Here is a 16,744-nt window from a genome sequence, read left to right as displayed (position 1 = left end):
CTTTGCGACTGCTCGCTGGATTAAACGACGACGGTCGTCGGCTCCGGCGCCGTCGCACCCGTGATGGAATGCCAAGCGCGGGCGAGCAGTTCGATGGCCTCGGTGAGTTGCTCCTCGGGCAGCGCGTACGGAATGCGCACAAACCGCTCCAGCGTCCCGTCGACACCGAATCGCGGCCCGGCGGGCAGCTCGAGTCCGAGGCGCAGGGCCGCCGCCGACAGCGCGGTGCTCATCGGGGCGGGCAGCCGTACCCACAGCGACATACCGCCGACTCCCGGGCCGGGTTCCCAATCGGGTAGATGGCGGCTCAGCAGCGACTGCAACAGGGCGCGACGGGTCCGCAGGATCTCGCGGCGTTCGGGCAGCACCTCGTCGCGGCGGCCGAGAAGTCTTGCGGCGGCGAACTGTTCGAGCACAGGGGTGCCCATGTCGATCGACGGGCGCAGTGCGGCGATCGTCGCGATCGTGGCGCGCTCGGCCCTGATCCAGCCGATGCGCAGTCCGCCCCAGAACGACTTGGACATCGAGCCCACGGTCAGAAGCAGATCGCGACGTGTAGTCATCGACGCCGCCAGGGGAGCGGGCATCGGCCCGTCCAGCCACATGTCGAGGATCGTCTCGTCGATGATCGTGCGGGTGCGCGATTCGGCGATGATGCGCGCCAGGCGTTTTCGGTCGTCGGCGGGCATCGTGAGCCCCGTGGGGTTCTGGTTGTCGGGGATGAAGTACGCCAGGTTTGGGGCCAGTTGGTTGATCGCGGCCTGCACGGCATCGAGTTCCCAGCCCGCCTCGGTCATCGCGACGGGGACCGGGCGCGCTCCTGTGGTGGTGATGGCCGAGAGGGCCCCGTGATAGGTGGGCTGTTCCACCAGCACGCGATCGCCGGGCTGCACATACGTCGTCAGGATCAACGAGATCGCATGGAGTGCACCGGTGGTCACCAACACTTCGTCGGGATCGGTGGGAAGTCCACGCTCACAATATCTTTCGGCAATGGCCTCGCGCAGCGCGGTCACGCCGACGAGCTCGTGGCCGGGGTCGTGGAGATAGGGCGTGACGTCACGCGTCGCATCGACGAACGCCTCCATCACCGCGGAGGCCGGAGCCGACAGGGCCGCGGCGGCCAGGCTCACCGTGGCAGGCAGCGCGTCGGTGCGGATGGCGGGCGTCACCGGCAGCGCCGTCGTGCTGCGCGCCCCACGCCGGGCATGGAGGTAGCCGTCGTCACGCAACTGGGTGAAGGCCGCGGTGACCGTCGTGCGCGATACGTGCAATGCGTCGGCGAGCGTGCGCTCGCTCGGGAGTCGGGAGCCGACGGGGACGCGGCCGTCGATGATCAGCAGGCGGATCGCGTCGGCCAGCCCCTGGTAGGCCGGTCCACTTTGACTGGACGTGCGCCAGTTGCCCAGTTCGCGGGCCAACAAGTCCACATCGAGCGCGCGCCCCGCCATTTCGACCGTCATTTGCAGGCCAGTATGCGGCAACTGGCTATTGATGAGCAAGCCAGTTGGCCCTAATTATCGAATCATGAGTACGAAGTGGATGTCGAAATTGGGTCGGCGACTCGCGCGGGTCTTCAGCTGGGAGGTGCCTGCCGGGTGCGTGGACTACTTCGACCGCGACGCCGAGCGCATGGCTCGCGAAGTGGAACTCATCCGGATGCGCTTCCCCCACCACGCGTGACGGGGCTGCTGCGAGGTACGGCGCTGCTGGTCGGGCTGGCCGGTTACGGCTTCTCGATGGCGATGATGGTGCGTGCCGGGCTGGGCCTGGACCCGTGGGACGTTTTTCACCAGGGCCTGACCCTGCACACACCGATGACCATCGGCGCGGCGTCGGCCGTGGTCGGAGCGGTCGTGCTGCTGGCCTGGATTCCGCTGCGGAACCGGCCTGGCATCGGCACCGTCGCCAATGTCGTGGTCATCGGGATCACCGTCGACGTCGGAATGCTGCTGATGGAGCAGCCGACATCGATGGCGTTGCGGATCGCGATGATGGTCGGTGCGGTCGTGCTCAATGCACTGAGCACCGTGCTCTACGTCGGCGCCGGACTCGGTCCCGGCCCGCGCGACGGCCTCATGACGGGACTTGTGGTGCGAACCGGGCTGTCGGTGCGGCTGGTCCGCACGTCGATCGAGGCGACCGTGCTGGCCGTCGGATGGCTGCTCGGCGGCACCGTCGGCGTCGGCACCGTGCTGTACGCGTTCGGCATCGGCCCGCTGGTCCAATTCTTCGTCCGGATCACCCCGAAGCGCGTCCTCGCCGTCAGCGGCTGGGCCTCGGTGGCCGAAGCCAGCGATTTGGGCGTGGGCAGTCACCCTGAGCGCGACCGAGCACGCCGAAATCGCTTCATTACGATGGGCGGGTGCCAGTCGCCGAAGGAGATACAGCCGACCCCGACCTGCTGATCGACTTCGCCAAGGTGTCGCTGCGCCGCGGCGGCCAGGTTCTGGTCGGTCCCGTCACGTGGTCGGTCGAACTCGACGAACGCTGGGTGGTCATCGGACCCAACGGTGCAGGCAAGACCTCGTTGCTCCGCATCGCGGCGGCGATGGAGTATCCGTCCACCGGAACCGCGTACGTCCTGGGCGAACGACTGGGCCGCACGGACATGTCCGAACTGCGCTCGCGCGTCGGTCTGAGCAGTTCGGCGCTGTCGCAACGGGTGCCCGACGACGAAGTGGTCCGCGACCTGGTGGTGTCGGCCGGCTACTCGGTGCTGGGCCGCTGGCGGGAGCAATACGAAGACGTCGACTACGAGCAGGCGATCGACATGCTCGAAAGCGTCGGTGCCGAACATCTCGCCAACCGCGCCTACGGCACCCTGTCGGAAGGGGAGCGCAAGCGCGTGCTCATCGCGCGGTCGATGATGACCGACCCCGAGCTGCTGCTGCTCGACGAACCCGCCGCAGGCCTCGATCTCGGCGGACGCGAGGACCTGCTCGCGCGGCTCGAGGACCTGGCGCTCGACCCCGATTCGCCCGCGCTGGTGTTGGTCACCCACCACGTCGAGGAGATTCCGCGGGGCTTCTCCCACGGCTTGATCCTGTCCGAGGGCAAGGTCATAGACTCCGGCCTGCTTCCCGACGTGCTGACCGCCGAGAATCTGTCGAAGGCGTTCGGGCAGTCGATCGTCCTCGAATACTCCGACGGTCGTTATTTCGCGCGCCGGGCCAGGAGCCGGGCCGCGCACAGGAGGCGAGCATGACCGAAGACCCGTTGGTGCCGAGACCGGCCGCGACGGTGATGTTGATCCGGGACAAGAATCCCGGCCAGATCGAGGTGTTCCTGATGCGGCGCCACCGCAAGATGGACTTCGTCGGTGGCGTGATGGTCTTCCCGGGCGGCGGCGTCGACGACCGCGACCGCAACGCCGACATCGACTGGCACGGCCCCGACAAGCACTGGTGGGCCGAACGGCTCAACACCGACGCCGACCTCGCCGAGGCGTTGGTGTGCGCGGCGGCGCGCGAGACCTTCGAAGAGTGCGGCGTGCTCTTCGCCGGCGCCGCCGACGACCCGGACCTGCTCGTCGACGATGCGTCGAGCTACCGCGACGCCCGGGCCGCACTCGTCAGCAAGGAGCTGTCGTTCGGTGAGTTCCTGCGCACCGAGAAGCTGATGCTGCGTGCCGATCTGCTTCGGCCATGGGCGAATTGGGTGACGCCGAAAGAGGAGCGCACCCGCCGCTACGACACGTACTTCTTCGTCGGCGCGCTCCCGCACGGCCAACTCGCCGACGGTGACAACACCGAATCCGATCACGCCGACTGGATCACACCCGAAGAGGCGCTCGACGATTTCGCGGCGCACCGGACCTTCCTGCTGCCGCCGACGTGGACGCAGCTCGACGCGCTGGCGGGCCACACCGTCGCCGAGATCCTCGCCGTCGAACGGAAGATCGAGCCGGTCTCCCCGAACATGAACATGACCGACGGAAATCTGGAGTTCGAGTTCTTCGACGGCGAACGCTACAACCAGGCGCTCGGGGGACGCACCCCGTGAAGGAGTTCGTCTCCATCCACACCAGCGACGACCAGCCCGGCGTCGCCACCCTGCTGCTGTCACGGCCACCCACCAACGCGCTGACCCGGCAGGTGTACCGCGAGCTCGAAATGGCCGCGGCGGAGATCGGCGAACGTGACGATGTGCGCGCCGTCATCCTGTTCGGCGGCCACGAGATCTTCTCCGCCGGTGACGACGTGCCCGAGCGATCGCTGCTCAACAGTGCCGAAGCCGCGACGGCGGCGCAGGTTTGCCGGCAGGCCGTCGACGCCCTGGCCGCGATTCCCAAACCCACCGTCGCCGCGATCACGGGGTACGCGCTCGGCGGCGGGCTGAACCTGTCGCTGGCCGCGGACTGGCGCGTGGCAGGAGACAACGTCAGGTTCGGCGTGACCGAGATCCTCGCCGGGCTGGTGCCCGCCGGCGGCACCGCACGCCTGGCCCGCACCGTCGGCCTGTCGAAGGCGAAGGACATGGTGTTCAGCGGCCGGTTCATCGACGCCGAGGAGGCCCTGGCGTTGGGACTGATCGATGAGATGGTCGCCCCCGACGGTGTCTATGACGCGGCGCTGGCCTGGGCGCAGCGGTTCGTCGAACATCCTGCTCAGGTACTGGCCGCCGCGAAGGCGTCCTTCGACCTTTAGGCTGCCCTGTTATGACCGTTGACCCGAAACCTAATCCGCACGCCACCGCGGAGCAGGTCGAGGCGGCCCGCCACGACTCCAAGCTCGCCCAGGTGCTCTATCACGACTGGGAGGCCGAGTCGTACGACGACAAGTGGTCGATCTCCTACGACAAGCGTTGTGTCGACTACGCCCGCGATCTGTTCGACGCGACGGTGCCCGAGGACGAGCTGCGCAACCTGCCCTACGACCGTGCCCTCGAGCTCGGCTGCGGCAGCGGATTCTTTCTGCTCAACCTGATCCAGGCCGGGGTGGCCCGACGCGGCTCGGTGACCGACCTGTCGCCGGGGATGGTCAAGGTGGCCGTGCGCAACGGCGAGAACCTCGGCCTCGAGATCGACGGCCGCGTCGCCGACGCCGAAGGCATCCCGTACGACGACAACACCTTCGACCTCGTCGTCGGGCACGCCGTCCTGCACCACATCCCCGATGTCGAGCTGTCTTTGCGTGAGGTCGTCCGTGTCCTCAAGCCCGGCGGCCGCTTCGTCTTCGCCGGCGAGCCGAGCAATGCCGGCGAGAACTATGCACGGCCGTTGTCGACGCTGACGTGGCGCGTCGTCACGAACCTGACGAAGCTGCCGGGTTTGTCCGGCTGGCGTCGCCCGCAGGCCGAACTCGACGAGTCGTCGCGCGCGGCCGCGCTGGAGGCGATCGTCGACCTGCACACGTTCTCGCCCGGCGATCTGGAGCGCATGGCCCGCAGCGCCGGTGCCGTCGACGTCTCGACAAGCACCACGGAGTTCACCGCGGCGATGCTCGGGTGGCCGCTGCGCACCCTGGAGGCCGCAGTGCCGCCCGGCCGGTTGGGTTGGGGCTACGCGAAATTCGCGTTCAACAGCTGGATCACCCTGAGCTGGGTCGACGACAACCTTTGGCGTCGCGTGGTGCCCAAGGGCTGGTTCTACAACGTGATGGTCACCGGAGTTAAGCCGTCGTAGCTTTCAGCCTCGACGACGTCGCCTATCTACGCAGCGACGCCGGCAGGCAGGCGCTCGGCGAAGTCGCCGGCCTGCGCCTGGAGGCGGCCACTCTGGTCGCCGACATCGCTTCTGTCCGTGAGCGTTTCGGCGACCGGGCGGCGGTCCTGGTGGAGACAACGGTTTTGCGCCGCAAAGCCGCGGCGAAGTTCGACGATGCCGCGGACTGGCTGTTCACCGACGAGGCGCTGCAGCAGGCGACGACTCAACAGGTCGCCGAGCACCGAGCCCGGCGGCTGACGGGTGCGGTCGTGCATGACGCGACCTGTTCGATCGGCACCGAGCTTGCCGCCCTGCGTGATTCGACGGCTGCGCTCGTCGGCAGCGACGTGGATCCGGTCCGGCTGGCGATGGCACGGCACAACGTCGCCGACGTTGACCTGTGCCGCGCCGACGCGCTGCGCCCGATCACCAGTTCCGCCGTCGTCCTGCTCGACCCCGCGCGCCGACGTGGTGGGCGGCGCCGCTTTGATCCGCGTTATTACACCCCGGGCCTCGACCTGTTGCTCGACGTGTACCGCGGTCGGGACATCGTCGTAAAGTGCGCGCCCGGAATCGATTTCGATGGTGTTACCCGGTTGGGGTTCACCGGTGAGATCGAAGTGACGTCCGCCGGCGGCGGTGTGCGCGAGGCGTGCCTGTGGTCGGCGGGCCTGGCCGCCCCCGGCGTGACTCGACGCGCCAGCATGCTGGACACGGGGGAGGAGATCACCGACGCCGAACCCGATGACTGTGCCGCGGCACCGGTCGGCCGATGGATCGTCGACCCCGACGGTGCGGTCGTGCGTGCGGGGCTGGTGCGCCACTACGCGGCCCGGTACGGCCTGTGGCAACTCGACCCCGCCATCGCCTACCTGTCCGGCGATCGGCTGCCCGCCGGGGTGCGTGGCTTCGAGGTGCTCGAGGAGCTCTCCTACAGCGAACGCCGACTGCGCCAGGCACTTTCGGATCGTGACGTCGGTGCGGCCGAAATCCTGGTGCGCGGTGTGGATGTCGATCCCGATGCGCTGCGGCACCGGCTGCGGCTGCGCGGAACGCAGTCGCTATCGGTGGTCATCGCCCGCATCGGGACCGGGGCGTCAAGCCAGGCAAAGGCGTTCATCTGCCGTCCGTCGCGCTGAGGTCCGCGGGCCCTCCGAAACGACACGTACCCTGGCAATGAAGCGCCGGTGGCAGAGCCGGCGCCCGCTTCGAGGACGTCCAACGATGCGCATTCTGAAGTCGGCAGCCGCTGTACTGGGTGCCTGTGCCCTCCTCGGCACCATCGGCACTCCGGTGGCGTCGGCACAGTCGGCGTGCGCCGCGTTGGGAGGCACGGTGAACGCGGACCAGATCTGTCGGGTGCACGCCCAGAACGACACGTACATTCTCGACTTCACGTTTCCCGCGCAATATCCCGATCAGCAGGCGGTGGTCGACTACCTCACGCAGACCCGCGACGGGTTCGTCAACGTCTCGGATATGCCCGGCTCGCGCGGTCTGCCGTACGTGCTCGACGCCAAGGGCACCGGCTACCGCTCGGGACTACCCCTGCTGGGCACGGAGAGTCTCGTGTTCGAGGTGTATCAGAACGTGGGCGGCGCACACCCGGTGACGTGGTATCAGGCGTTCAACTGGAATCACGCCACCCGCTCACCGATCACCTTCGGGTCGCTGTTCAAGCAGGACACCAAGCCGCTCGACGTCATCTACCCCGAGGTGAACACCTACCTGTCTAAACAGCAGGGTCTGGCCGACGCGATTCCGGCGAGCGCGGGCCTTGATCCGGCCAACTATCAGAACTTCGCGCTGACCGATGATTCACTGATCTTCTTCTTCAGCCAGGGCGAGATGTTCCCGGAGTCGGCAGGCCCGGTCCAGGCGTCGGTGCCGCGGGCGGCCGTCGCACCGATGCTGGCGCTCTGAGCCAGCCCTCTAGGCCGGTGCGAAACCGTAGACGCGGCCCTCGCTCGTCGCCGTGACGACGCGGCGGTCGTGGCCGATGGACACCCCGACCGGCCAGCCGCCCGCGCTGGGCAGGGGATAGCTGTTCACCGTGCGGCCGTCGGCCGGATCGAAGACCACCAACGCCTGACCGTCTTCGCCGTCGCGCGCCACCGCATATGCCACGTGTGGGCCGGACCGACTCGACGTGGTCAGCGGTTCGACGTCGCCGCGGGTCCATACGATCTCGCCCTTGTCTCCGGCGTCCTTGATGCCGACGAGCTTGGCGCCTGGACCGCCGCCCGCCACGATCAGTCCGTCAGGCGATACCGACGGCGGCGTCTGCGCCAGATAGTCCAGCGGCACCGACCATTTCGGCTCGCCGTTGGCGGTGTCGATCGCCCACAGATGCTCGTCGCGCCCGTTGACGTACGCGGTCGAGCCGTCCGCGGACAACACCGGGCTGGCCAGCGGTCCGCCGCCAACGGCATCGCTGGTCCATTCGCGGGTCAGCACGGGGTTCTGATCCGGGCGGTAGCGCAGCCCGACCAGCGCGGGAGCGTCGGTGTCCGGTTCCCACAGACTGAGCACGATGATCCCGGTCTGCTCGGAGAATGCCGGTGCCGCCGCCACCGGACAGCGCGCATGTGCGGGTTTGCAGTCGGCGAGGCCGCGCTCGGGATCCTTGGGGTCGACCCCGTCGATCAGGTCGAGCGGGGATCCGTCGACGACGCCCTTGTGTGCGTCGAACACCAGCACCTGACCCAGGTGCGTGACCACCAACAGGTGGCCGGGCGTCAGAATCCGCGGCGTGGTGGGCATCCCGATCACCGGTTGGCGCCAGCGGATCCACTGTGTGGGCGGGAACGAGATGATGGCGCCGGGTTGACCGACATAGAGGTTGTCGAATCCGTCGAAGAGCGGGCTGGACAGCGGCCCCTCAGTTCCCGGGCCCTGCACCAGCCGGGTGCACCAGCGTTGCCTGGCGCGGTTGTCGGCCTCCCACACCATCAGCGAGCAGCCGGCCGGCGTCTGGGCGTTGACGGCCAGGTAGCTGCCGGAGCCCAACGCCACCTGCGCCCCGAGCTCACCCTTGACCGAGCGGACCCACTCCAGGCGCAGCGAGTCGGCGCCGTCGTTCGGTTGGTAGCTGCTGTTGCGGGCGTCGCCGTACTGCGCGGCCCAACCCGACGCCGCGTGTGCCTCGACCCAGGAGTCGGTGTTTCCGCAACCGGCGGACGCGGCCGTGATCAGCGCTGTTGCCGCCAGCACGATCGATCGCCGGAACACTGCGCCCCTTCTGTCGTGGTCTGCCCGCCTTGGAAGTCCCAGTGAGGGTAACCGTTCGGCACCCGATGGCTCGCGTAGGCTTTCCGGCCATGACAACGATGTGGGGCGCGCCGCTGCACAAGCGGTGGCGAGGTTCGCGTCTGCGCGACCCGCGCCAAGCCAAGTTCCTCACCATGGCCTCGCTGAAGTGGGTCATCGCGAATCGGGCGTACACCCCGTGGTACCTCGTGCGTTACTGGCGGTTGCTGAAGTTCAAGCTCGCCAACCCGCACATCATCACCCGCGGCATGGTCTTCCTCGGTAAGGGCGTGGAGATTCAGGCGACGCCGGAGCTGTCCACGATGGAGATCGGTCGCTGGGTGCACATCGGCGACAAGAACACGATCCGCTGTCACGAGGGTTCGCTGCGGTTCGGCGACAAGGTCGTCCTCGGCAGGGACAACGTGATCAACACGTATCTCGACATCGAGCTCGGCGACTCCGTGCTGATGGCGGACTGGGTTTACGTGTGCGACTTCGACCACCGGATGGACAGCATCGAGTTGCCGATCAAGGACCAGGGCATCGTGAAGGGCCCGGTGCGGATCGGGCCCGACACCTGGATCGCCACCAAGGTGACGATTCTGCGCAACACGACGATCGGGCGTGGGTGCGTGCTCGGCTCCCACGCGGTGGTCAAGGGTGAGATCCCGGACTACTCGATCGCCGTCGGCGCGCCGGCGAAGGTCGTGAAGAACCGCAAGCTGTCGTGGGAGACGTCGGCGGCTCAGCGTGCCGAGCTCGCCGCGGCGTTGGCGGACATCGAGCGCAAGAAAGCCGCGCGCTAGGTGTTCTCGGTCATGACGTTGGTTGCAGTCGGCTGATGGGTGGTACCCCGTCGAGTGCGCTGTGGCGGCGTTGAGTGTTGTAGAACTCGACCCAGGGCGCAAGTGCTCGGGCGCGGTCTGCGTTGGAGGCGAACACCCGGCGATAGGACCATTCGCTTTGCAGGGTGCGGTTATAGCGTTCCACCTTGCCGTTCTGCCATGGGCAGTGCGGCTTGATGAACAGGTGTTTGGCGTGCAGTTGGTCGATGACGGCAGCGACGTGGGCCGAGCGCCGATAGCTCAGATGGTTGTCGGTGATCACGCGCTCGATACGCGAAATGCCCTGCGATTGAAAGTATTGCGCCGCCCGAGCAATGAACCCGGCACACGTCGGACCTTTCTCATCGGCATGGATCTCTGAGTACGCCAGCCGGCTGTGGTCATCGACCATCGAGTGCACGTAGTCATACCCGATACCGCGCCTGCGGACCTGTTCACTACGCCCGTGAGCGCGCCACCCACCCCCGTCGGGGATACGACCGAGCTTTTTGACATCGACATGCACCAGCTCGCCAGGCCGTTGTCGCTCATAGCGTCGTGTCGTGGCCTTCGACGACTTGATCACCGCACCGGTCATCGGATCGCAGTCACGCAGGTAGGGCACAGCGCGACGGCGCAGAATCCGTCCCACGGTCCGGGGCGCAATGCCCAGTTCAGGACCCAGCCAGTCCTGGCCCCGACGATGTTTGCGCCGCGCGGCATCACTTGGCGCTCCACCCGCGCCGAGGTCCGCGAGGGGCTGTGGTGCGGTCGTGAGGACCGGTCATGCAGTCCGGCCTCACCTTCAGCGGCATAACGGCTGATCCAGGTGTGGACGCATTTGCGGGAGATGCCCATCGCCGCGGCGATATGGGCCTGCGGCCACCCTTGCTGGTGGCGCTGCACGATCAGCATTCGGCCGTGCAGCGTGGTGCGGGCATTACGGTGGGACACGAGAACCTCCGGGGTGGTGATGGGCCTTCGACAAGCCACACCTCACCCGGAGGTTCTCCTCACATCAAGCCAACACGCCTGCTACCAACGTCATGACCGAGAACAGCTAGGGACCAAACGGCAGCAACGGTCGATGTGCTCGTCGGGTGCACCGGTTTCGACGCCGCCCGGGTCATCGAGTCCAGTCAATGCCGAAACGGTCGCGCAGCGCCTCGCGACCGCGGTCCGTGACCGTCAACGCGCGACTTCGTGTCGCTCGCTTGACCCAGCCGGCCGCAAGAAACCGATCGAACACGGCGCGTCCGAGCGCACCGGAGAGGTGATGCCGCTGCTCGGTCCAGTCCACGCAGTAGCGAATGAGTGGCCTTCTGCCCGTCGGTATTTCGACTCCGGCGTCGGCGAGAAACTCGTGGCCGGATTCGGTCAACTCATAGGTTATTTCGTGACCGGCAGTACTGAGCCTGTCGTGGCTGTCGCGCATCGGATCGTAGCGGCCGTCGCCTCCGACGAGCGCGTTGCGGGCGAGCAGACTACCCATCACCCTCACACCGAGCCGACCGGCAATGTGGTCGTAACAGGTACGCGCAGAACGCAACCGGGCCGCGCGCGTGCCCTCTCGCAGCGACCGCACCGGACGCGACGGGGAGAGCCTGCCGAGTTGTTCCAGGAGCGCGCCGACCTCAGGGCCCGCCAGCCGATAGTAGCGATTTCGCCCATGCGCCTCGACAGTCAGGAGACCGGCCGCGGTCAGCTTTGCCAAATGGCTGCTGGCCGTCGACCGGCTGATGCTCGCTTCGTCGGCGAGCACGCTCGCAGGCAGTGCGCGTCCGTCGTCAAGTGCAAGTAAGACCTTGCAGCGCGCGGGGTCGGCCAGCAATGTGGCCAGCGCCGCGATGTCCACATCGCTCGTGGCGATCTCGGTGGCATCACGCATAACAGACCTCCTCGGTCGAAGTCGCCTCGGTCCGCGACCAGCGCAGCGCCAGCACCGCGCCGACCAGCTGGACCAAGGCGCCAGTGAGGACCGCGATGCGGGCACCGCCGGCATCCATCGCAGTACCCAACACCGCGACACCGACAGTGATACCCACCAGGCGGGCGAGGTTCACCACGCCGGACGCCAGGCCTGCGTACCGCACCGGGACCGCGGACATCGCGAGCGTCACGGCCGGACCGGTCGTCACCGCCAGGCCGACGCCCGTCACGACGAAGGACGCGAAGAGTACCCACAAATCGCCCTGCGGGCCTGCTGCCGAGTACACCGCCATACCTGCTGCCATCACCACCAGTCCGACGGTGATCGGCCAGCGGGGACCGATGCGTTGCCCGACCGCGTTGACCACGGGGATGAACAGCAGATAGGTCACCGGCATCGGAAGAAACCAGAGTGCGGTCGACAGCGTGGTGGCTCCTCGTTGTTGTTGAAACGCAAAGCTGTTCACAAACAACAGGCCGTAGATGCCAAACGTCATCGTGAAGGTCGAGACCAGGGAAGCGGCCAGCGCCCGGCTTCGGAAGAGATCCAGTGGCAGCATCGGATGGTCGCTGCGGCGTTGCTTGGATACGAACAGCCACAGGCACGTAGCCGCTGCAAAGGCCAGCGTGCCGGTGAGCACCCGCCCGGTTGTCCTCCCTTCGACGAGCAGAGCGGTCAACGCGGCTAAGCCGAAGATCGCAAGGGCCTGGCCGCGCACGTCGACGCGGTCCGCATCGGTGTCGCGCGATTCGGGCAGGAATCGGTAGGTCAACGCCAGCGCGACCACGCCGATCGGCACATTGAGCCAGAAGATGTAGCGCCAGCCAACGGTGTCGGTCAGAACGCCGCCCAGGATGGGACCGAGTGCCGTGCTCAGCGCAGCGGCCATGGCCCACCCGGCGGTTGCCCTGCCGCGCTCGATCGGATTCGGAAACGCTGCCGCGGTGATCGCCAACCCTTGGGGCAGCATCAGCGCGGCGCCGACTCCCTGCACCGCGCGCGGCCAGCAGCATCGGCAGGGACGCAGCGCTCGCGCATAGCAGCGACGCGAGGACGAACGTCACCAATCCCACGCGTAACACCGATCGCCTGCCGAACCGGTCGCCGAGCGACCCGGAGGTCAGCAGTAGGGCGGCGAAGGTGACGTTATAGGCGTCGATCGTCCATTGGGCGCCGGAGATTTCACCGCCAAGGTCGTCGCCGATCGCAGGCAGCGCCAGGTTGACCGCGTTGGCGTCGATGAGGCCGATGAACAGTCCAAGGTACGCGGCGATCAGCGTCATCACCGTGCCGATGGTCAGCCGATTGGTGTGCATATTCGCACGCTAGGCGCGAAATGATTCGACGCCGATCGAACTGTTTACCGGTCGGGCAGCGCGTGCTCGACGATGGTGCGCCGTCGATGTGGTTCGCGCTCACGGCGTTTGGCGGCCAGGTAGACCTGCGCGGTTTCGCCTGCAATCGTGTGCCATTCGAAATCGGAGTTGAGCCGCTCGCGGGCGGCGATGGCCCGCTGCTGCGCCGCGTCCAGGTCGTCGAGAACGGTGCGGACGGCGGTCGCGATCCCGGCGATGTCGCGTGGGGGGAACGAGACGCCGGTCTGTCCGTTGATCACCAACTCGCCGAGACCGCCGACGTTGGACGTGGCCAACGGGATTCCGGTGGCGGCGGCTTCGAGTGCGACGATCCCGAATGGCTCGTAGTGGCTGGGTAGTACGGCGACGTCCGCGGTGTGCAGCATGCTCACCAGTTCCTCGTGGTGCAGATGCCCGGCGAACCTGACGGCCTTGAGCACTTTGTGTTTACGCGCCTGCTCGACGAGGAACTCCTGCTGTGTGCCGGTTCCGGCAATCGTCAGCCTCGTGCCCGGATGGGTGCGACGGATGCGGGGCAGCGCGGCGATGAGATCGTGGATGCCCTTCTCGTACTCCAGACGCCCCAGATACATCAGATGGGCGGGGCCCTTGCGTGGACGACGGGCCGCGAAGGGCCAACGCGCTGTTTCGATACCGTTGCGGATGACCCGCGTCTCCACCAGTCCCGGCCCGAAGAGCTCGACGATCTCGTCGCTCATCGACGCCGAACAGGTGATGAGCGAATCGGATTCATGCACCAGCCAGGACTCGATCGCGTGGACCTGCCTGCTGATGGCGCCCGAGACCCAGCCCGAGTGCCGACCGGCCTCCGTCGCATGGATCGTGGAAATCAGTGGCGCATCGAAGTATTCGGCCAGTGCGATCGCCGGATGCGCGACCAACCAGTCATGGGCATGCACGACGTCGGGCTGCCACGGCTTGCCGCGGCGGCCCTTGATGGCCAGTCCGGCGCGGATCATCGAATGGCCCATCGCCAGCACCCACGCCATCATGTCGTTGCCGAAGTCGAACTCGTGCGGGTCCTGTGCGGCGGCGACGACGCGTACGCCTTCGACGATCTCGTCGGTCGACGGGTGCGTGCTGGGATCGGTACCGCTGGGCCGACGGCTGAGCACCACCACTTCGTGGCCCGCTTCGGCCAGCGCCGTCGCGAGGTGGTGGACGTGACGCCCCAGCCCGCCGATGACGACCGGCGGGTACTCCCACGACACCATGAGGATCTTCACGGGCGGGGGAGTCTTCGTGCGTCGAGCGCGCCGAACAGGCCGTCGGCGCGGTTCCAGCCCTCGGCGAGGCGCTGTGCGTGATCGTGGCGGCCCGAAGCCATCGCGCCGGCGATCTCGCGGGTGGCGTGGGCGTGCAGGTGTGCGCGATACCGCGCGTAGTCGGCGGCCGAGTCCTTGCTGACCATGAACGGCCAGTCGCTGGACACCGTCAACAGCGTTTCCCGCAGGATCTGGTCGGCGACGAAGTTTCTGGCAGGCGGTGCGTCCGTCTCGCCGAGCGTCTTGTCCACGGTCGTGAGCGCGGTGTCGACGACCTCGCTGTTCAACTGGACAAGGTCGGCGACCTTTTCGCCCGCCCACACCTGCCAGTCCTTGCCGGAACCCCAAGAGCTGGGCGGCAATTCGACGGGTGACCCGACGAACCCCTCCGCTTTCGCGTCGGACAGTGTGCCGACCCGGATCCCGGCTTCGGGCAGGGCGCGCAACACGCGTTCCAGCCAGACCGGGCCCTCGTACCACCAATGCCCGAACAGCTCGGTGTCGAAGGCGGCGATCACGTGTGCGGGGCGGCCGATGCGTGCGCTCTCGTCGATGAGGCGCTGACGTACGTGGTTGACGAAATCGGCGACGTGGCCGTCGATTGCGGCGTCGGCGCGCTGGGGGTCGTAGGGCGCCTTGTCGTCCGAGGCGACGTTGCGGCCGGTGACCCGGGCCGGCTTGAGGCCTGTCGTGTGGTCGTAGGTGTGGAAGTCGCGATAGGCGGCGTGGCCGGGATAGCCGGATTTCGGCGACCACACCCGATAGCTGACCTGCAGATCACGCCCGAACGCGATGACGTCCGACGAGGCGACGGGCCTGCCGAGCGCGGTATCGCCGTGCAGCGAGGGACCGTCGACCATGAAGTGACCGACACCCGCTGCGGCGTAATCGATTTCCATGCCCGGCGCGTATGCGCATTCCGGTGCCCAGATGCCGACGGGTGTGTGCGCGAAGCGAAGTTGCGCGTCGGCGAGCCCTTCCCGCAGCGCGAACTCGCGCAGCCGCGGATTGAGCAGCGGCTGGAAGGGATGCGACAGCGGTCCGCCGAGCAGTTCGATCGCCTCGGCGTCGATCAGCTGACGCAGCAATGGGCTGCCACCGTGAGCCCACAACGTGGCGAAGTCCTCGAGTGCGCGCTCGGCTTCGGCGTGCTCGCGAATGCCGAACTCCCGCAAGGGATCACCGAGCGTCGTTGCCTCCAGGGCGCGCAACCCCCAGTTGGCGAGCCAGTGGTGCATCCCGGTCAGGCAGTAGGGGTCGTCGAGCTGGGCCGTGACCACCGGCGTCATGCCCAGTGTCAGGAGGTGCTTGCGGTTCTCGGAGGCTAGGGTGCGCAGGACACGCATGAGCGGGATGTAGGCCGCCGACCACGACTGGTAGAGCCACTCCTCGCCGACCGGCCAGCGTCCGTGATGGGCCAGCCAGGGCAGGTGGGTGTGGAGGACGAGGGTGAACATGCCCGGAGTGACGTCGGAGCCCGGAGCCGGAGAACCGGCGACATCGGACCTGCGCGCGGTTTCGGTCATGGCCGCACCGCGATCGCGACCAGGTCCAGGCTTTCGTCGATGTTGCGTTCGGTTGCGTCGAGCAGGTCGAAGTCGTCGGTGGTCACCGAGGCGACGTCGTCGAGCAGCTCGGTGGGCCACGGCGAATCGGCCAGTGCGCGCACGATCTGTGCGTCGATGATGGAGCCCCCATGTCGCGCGTCGAGCTCGACCAGACGGGCACCGTGGAAGACACCCAGCATCGATTCGACCGAAAAGCCCTCTCCGGACAGCAGTTCGGACAGCTCGGCGGCGTTCAGTTCCCGGGTGTGGAACGGGTTGATCGGGGTGTCGCGGCCGGGGGAGAAGGTGATCCGGTTCGGCGTCGACATCAGCAGTAGTCCGCCGGGCCGCAACACACGGAGACACTCGGCGACGAATTGCCCTTGATCCCACAGGTGTTCGATCACCTGGAAATTCACCACGACATCGACCGAGCCGTCGGCAAGCGGGAGCTCGGCCAGGTTGCCCTGCCGCATGTCGACCCGCGGATAGCGGGCGCGCACGTGGGCGACCGCAGACTCGTCGTAGTCCAGCCCGATGACACGGTTGGCCACCTCCGCGATCAGCTCCGCTCCGTACCCCTCGCCGCACCCCGCTTCGAGCACGTCGCGATCCGCGCACAGAGCAGCCAACCGCTCGTAGACGACCTCATGGCGACGGAACCAGTAGTTCTCCTCCGCAAGCCCGGGAACCGTGCGTTCCCCGGTCAATGGCAGGTCTGGACCGTCGGTGACGAATGCGCTCATTGGAAGGCAGGCTAACGTGAAACAGCTCACTGGCGAACAGTTGACCGCCTACGTGCTGCTAGAACGCGAACTTCGACCAGCTATGGTGTTCCTGCGATCCATCTTAAGTTACCCACCAGTAACATGATGGTGGTTGCTTGAAACGTGGTATGCGGGC

Annotated in this window: 17 protein-coding genes and 2 pseudogenes; 10 read left to right on the top strand and 9 right to left on the bottom strand. The window is 67.2% G+C overall.

The features are described 5' to 3' along the window. Nucleotides 1-20: 20 nt before the first annotated feature. Nucleotides 21-1,463 (bottom strand): MocR-like transcription factor YczR, encoded by a 1,443-nt coding sequence (gene yczR, locus G6N43_RS21880; protein WP_083150421.1) that lies wholly within the window; start codon nt 1,461-1,463, stop codon nt 21-23. A 64-nt stretch (nt 1,464-1,527) separates the two neighbouring features. Between yczR and G6N43_RS30445 the strand changes: the two genes are divergently transcribed. The 8 genes from G6N43_RS30445 (at nt 1,528) to G6N43_RS21845 (ending at nt 7,570) form a co-directional block, all read left to right on the top strand. Further along, nucleotides 1,528-1,683, top strand: a complete 156-nt coding sequence (locus G6N43_RS30445) for a hypothetical protein (RefSeq protein WP_165761855.1) — start codon at nt 1,528-1,530, stop codon at nt 1,681-1,683. 56 nt (nt 1,684-1,739) lie between these two features. Next, nucleotides 1,740-2,408, top strand: coding sequence for a membrane protein YczE (gene yczE / locus G6N43_RS21875; RefSeq protein WP_234810057.1), 669 nt, complete (start codon nt 1,740-1,742; stop codon nt 2,406-2,408). Beyond that, nucleotides 2,366-3,208 (top strand): ABC transporter ATP-binding protein, encoded by an 843-nt coding sequence (locus G6N43_RS21870; RefSeq protein ID WP_083150423.1) that lies wholly within the window; start codon nt 2,366-2,368, stop codon nt 3,206-3,208. The genes yczE and G6N43_RS21870 overlap by 43 nt, the downstream gene beginning before the upstream one ends. Next, complete coding sequence (locus G6N43_RS21865; RefSeq protein WP_083150424.1) at nt 3,205-4,005, top strand: NUDIX hydrolase; 801 nt, start codon at nt 3,205-3,207, stop codon at nt 4,003-4,005. The genes G6N43_RS21870 and G6N43_RS21865 overlap by 4 nt, the downstream gene beginning before the upstream one ends. Further along, the gene (locus tag G6N43_RS21860) at nt 4,002-4,649 is read left to right on the top strand and encodes an enoyl-CoA hydratase (RefSeq protein WP_083150425.1); all 648 of its coding nucleotides are present in this window, start codon (nt 4,002-4,004) and stop codon (nt 4,647-4,649) included. Before G6N43_RS21865 ends, G6N43_RS21860 begins: the two co-directional genes overlap by 4 nt. Nucleotides 4,650-4,660: 11 nt before the next feature. Next, nucleotides 4,661-5,626 (top strand): class I SAM-dependent methyltransferase, encoded by a 966-nt coding sequence (locus tag G6N43_RS21855; protein WP_083150426.1) that lies wholly within the window; start codon nt 4,661-4,663, stop codon nt 5,624-5,626. Nucleotides 5,627-5,775: 149 nt separating this feature from the next. Next, nucleotides 5,776-6,786, top strand: a complete 1,011-nt coding sequence (locus G6N43_RS21850) for a THUMP-like domain-containing protein (RefSeq protein WP_234810051.1) — start codon at nt 5,776-5,778, stop codon at nt 6,784-6,786. 85 nt (nt 6,787-6,871) lie between these two features. Next, nucleotides 6,872-7,570, top strand: coding sequence for an esterase (locus tag G6N43_RS21845; protein ID WP_083150428.1), 699 nt, complete (start codon nt 6,872-6,874; stop codon nt 7,568-7,570). 9 nt (nt 7,571-7,579) lie between these two features. Here G6N43_RS21845 and G6N43_RS21840 read toward each other — a convergent pair whose 3' ends face one another. Continuing rightward, entirely contained in the window at nt 7,580-8,878 is a 1,299-nt protein-coding gene (locus G6N43_RS21840; protein WP_083150429.1) for a BamB-related PQQ repeat family beta-propellar protein, read from the bottom strand. Between the two features lie 89 nt (nt 8,879-8,967). On the opposite strand from G6N43_RS21840, the gene G6N43_RS21835 reads away from it, so the two are divergent. Next, nucleotides 8,968-9,705 (top strand): acyltransferase, encoded by a 738-nt coding sequence (locus G6N43_RS21835; RefSeq protein WP_083150430.1) that lies wholly within the window; start codon nt 8,968-8,970, stop codon nt 9,703-9,705. A 10-nt stretch (nt 9,706-9,715) separates the two neighbouring features. Here the strand turns inward: G6N43_RS21835 and G6N43_RS21830 are convergent. The 4 genes and pseudogenes from G6N43_RS21830 to G6N43_RS30725 form a co-directional block, all read right to left on the bottom strand. After that, nucleotides 9,716-10,677, bottom strand: a pseudogene (locus G6N43_RS21830) (IS481 family transposase). Nucleotides 10,678-10,849: 172 nt separating this feature from the next. Next, entirely contained in the window at nt 10,850-11,611 is a 762-nt protein-coding gene (locus tag G6N43_RS21825; protein ID WP_083157734.1) for an ArsR/SmtB family transcription factor, read from the bottom strand. After that, nucleotides 11,604-12,119, bottom strand: coding sequence for an MFS transporter (locus G6N43_RS30730; protein WP_407664919.1), 516 nt, complete (start codon nt 12,117-12,119; stop codon nt 11,604-11,606). The genes G6N43_RS21825 and G6N43_RS30730 overlap by 8 nt, the downstream gene beginning before the upstream one ends. Next, nucleotides 12,117-12,858: pseudogene (locus G6N43_RS30725) on the bottom strand (MFS transporter); the annotation flags it as partial. The gene G6N43_RS30730 and the pseudogene G6N43_RS30725, both read right to left, overlap by 3 nt. Here G6N43_RS30725 and G6N43_RS30720 point away from each other — a divergent pair. Then, nucleotides 12,820-12,993: a hypothetical protein gene (locus tag G6N43_RS30720; protein ID WP_234810343.1), complete on the top strand. Its 174-nt coding sequence runs from the start codon at nt 12,820-12,822 to the stop codon at nt 12,991-12,993. The pseudogene G6N43_RS30725 and the gene G6N43_RS30720 overlap by 39 nt on opposite strands. 20 nt (nt 12,994-13,013) lie before the next feature. Here the strand turns inward: G6N43_RS30720 and G6N43_RS21815 are convergent, their stop codons facing one another. The 3 genes from G6N43_RS21815 to G6N43_RS21805 are packed head-to-tail and all read right to left on the bottom strand — an operon-like array spanning nt 13,014 to nt 16,587. Beyond that, entirely contained in the window at nt 13,014-14,255 is a 1,242-nt protein-coding gene (locus G6N43_RS21815) for a glycosyltransferase family 4 protein (protein WP_179967907.1), read from the bottom strand. Further along, complete coding sequence (locus G6N43_RS21810) at nt 14,252-15,820, bottom strand: 1,4-alpha-glucan branching protein domain-containing protein (RefSeq protein ID WP_407664816.1); 1,569 nt, start codon at nt 15,818-15,820, stop codon at nt 14,252-14,254. Before G6N43_RS21810 ends, G6N43_RS21815 begins: the two co-directional genes overlap by 4 nt. Further along, a complete protein-coding gene (locus tag G6N43_RS21805; protein WP_083157735.1) occupies nt 15,817-16,587 on the bottom strand; it encodes a class I SAM-dependent methyltransferase in 771 nt (256 codons plus the stop codon). The genes G6N43_RS21810 and G6N43_RS21805 overlap by 4 nt, the downstream gene beginning before the upstream one ends. Nucleotides 16,588-16,744: the final 157 nt, after the last annotated feature.

Origin of the sequence: Mycolicibacterium moriokaense, from assembly GCF_010726085.1 — a bacterium.
GTDB lineage: Bacteria > Actinomycetota > Actinomycetes > Mycobacteriales > Mycobacteriaceae > Mycobacterium > Mycobacterium moriokaense.
The sequence above is the reverse complement of the archived record's forward strand: the minus strand, read 5'-3'. Positions and strand labels throughout refer to the sequence as shown.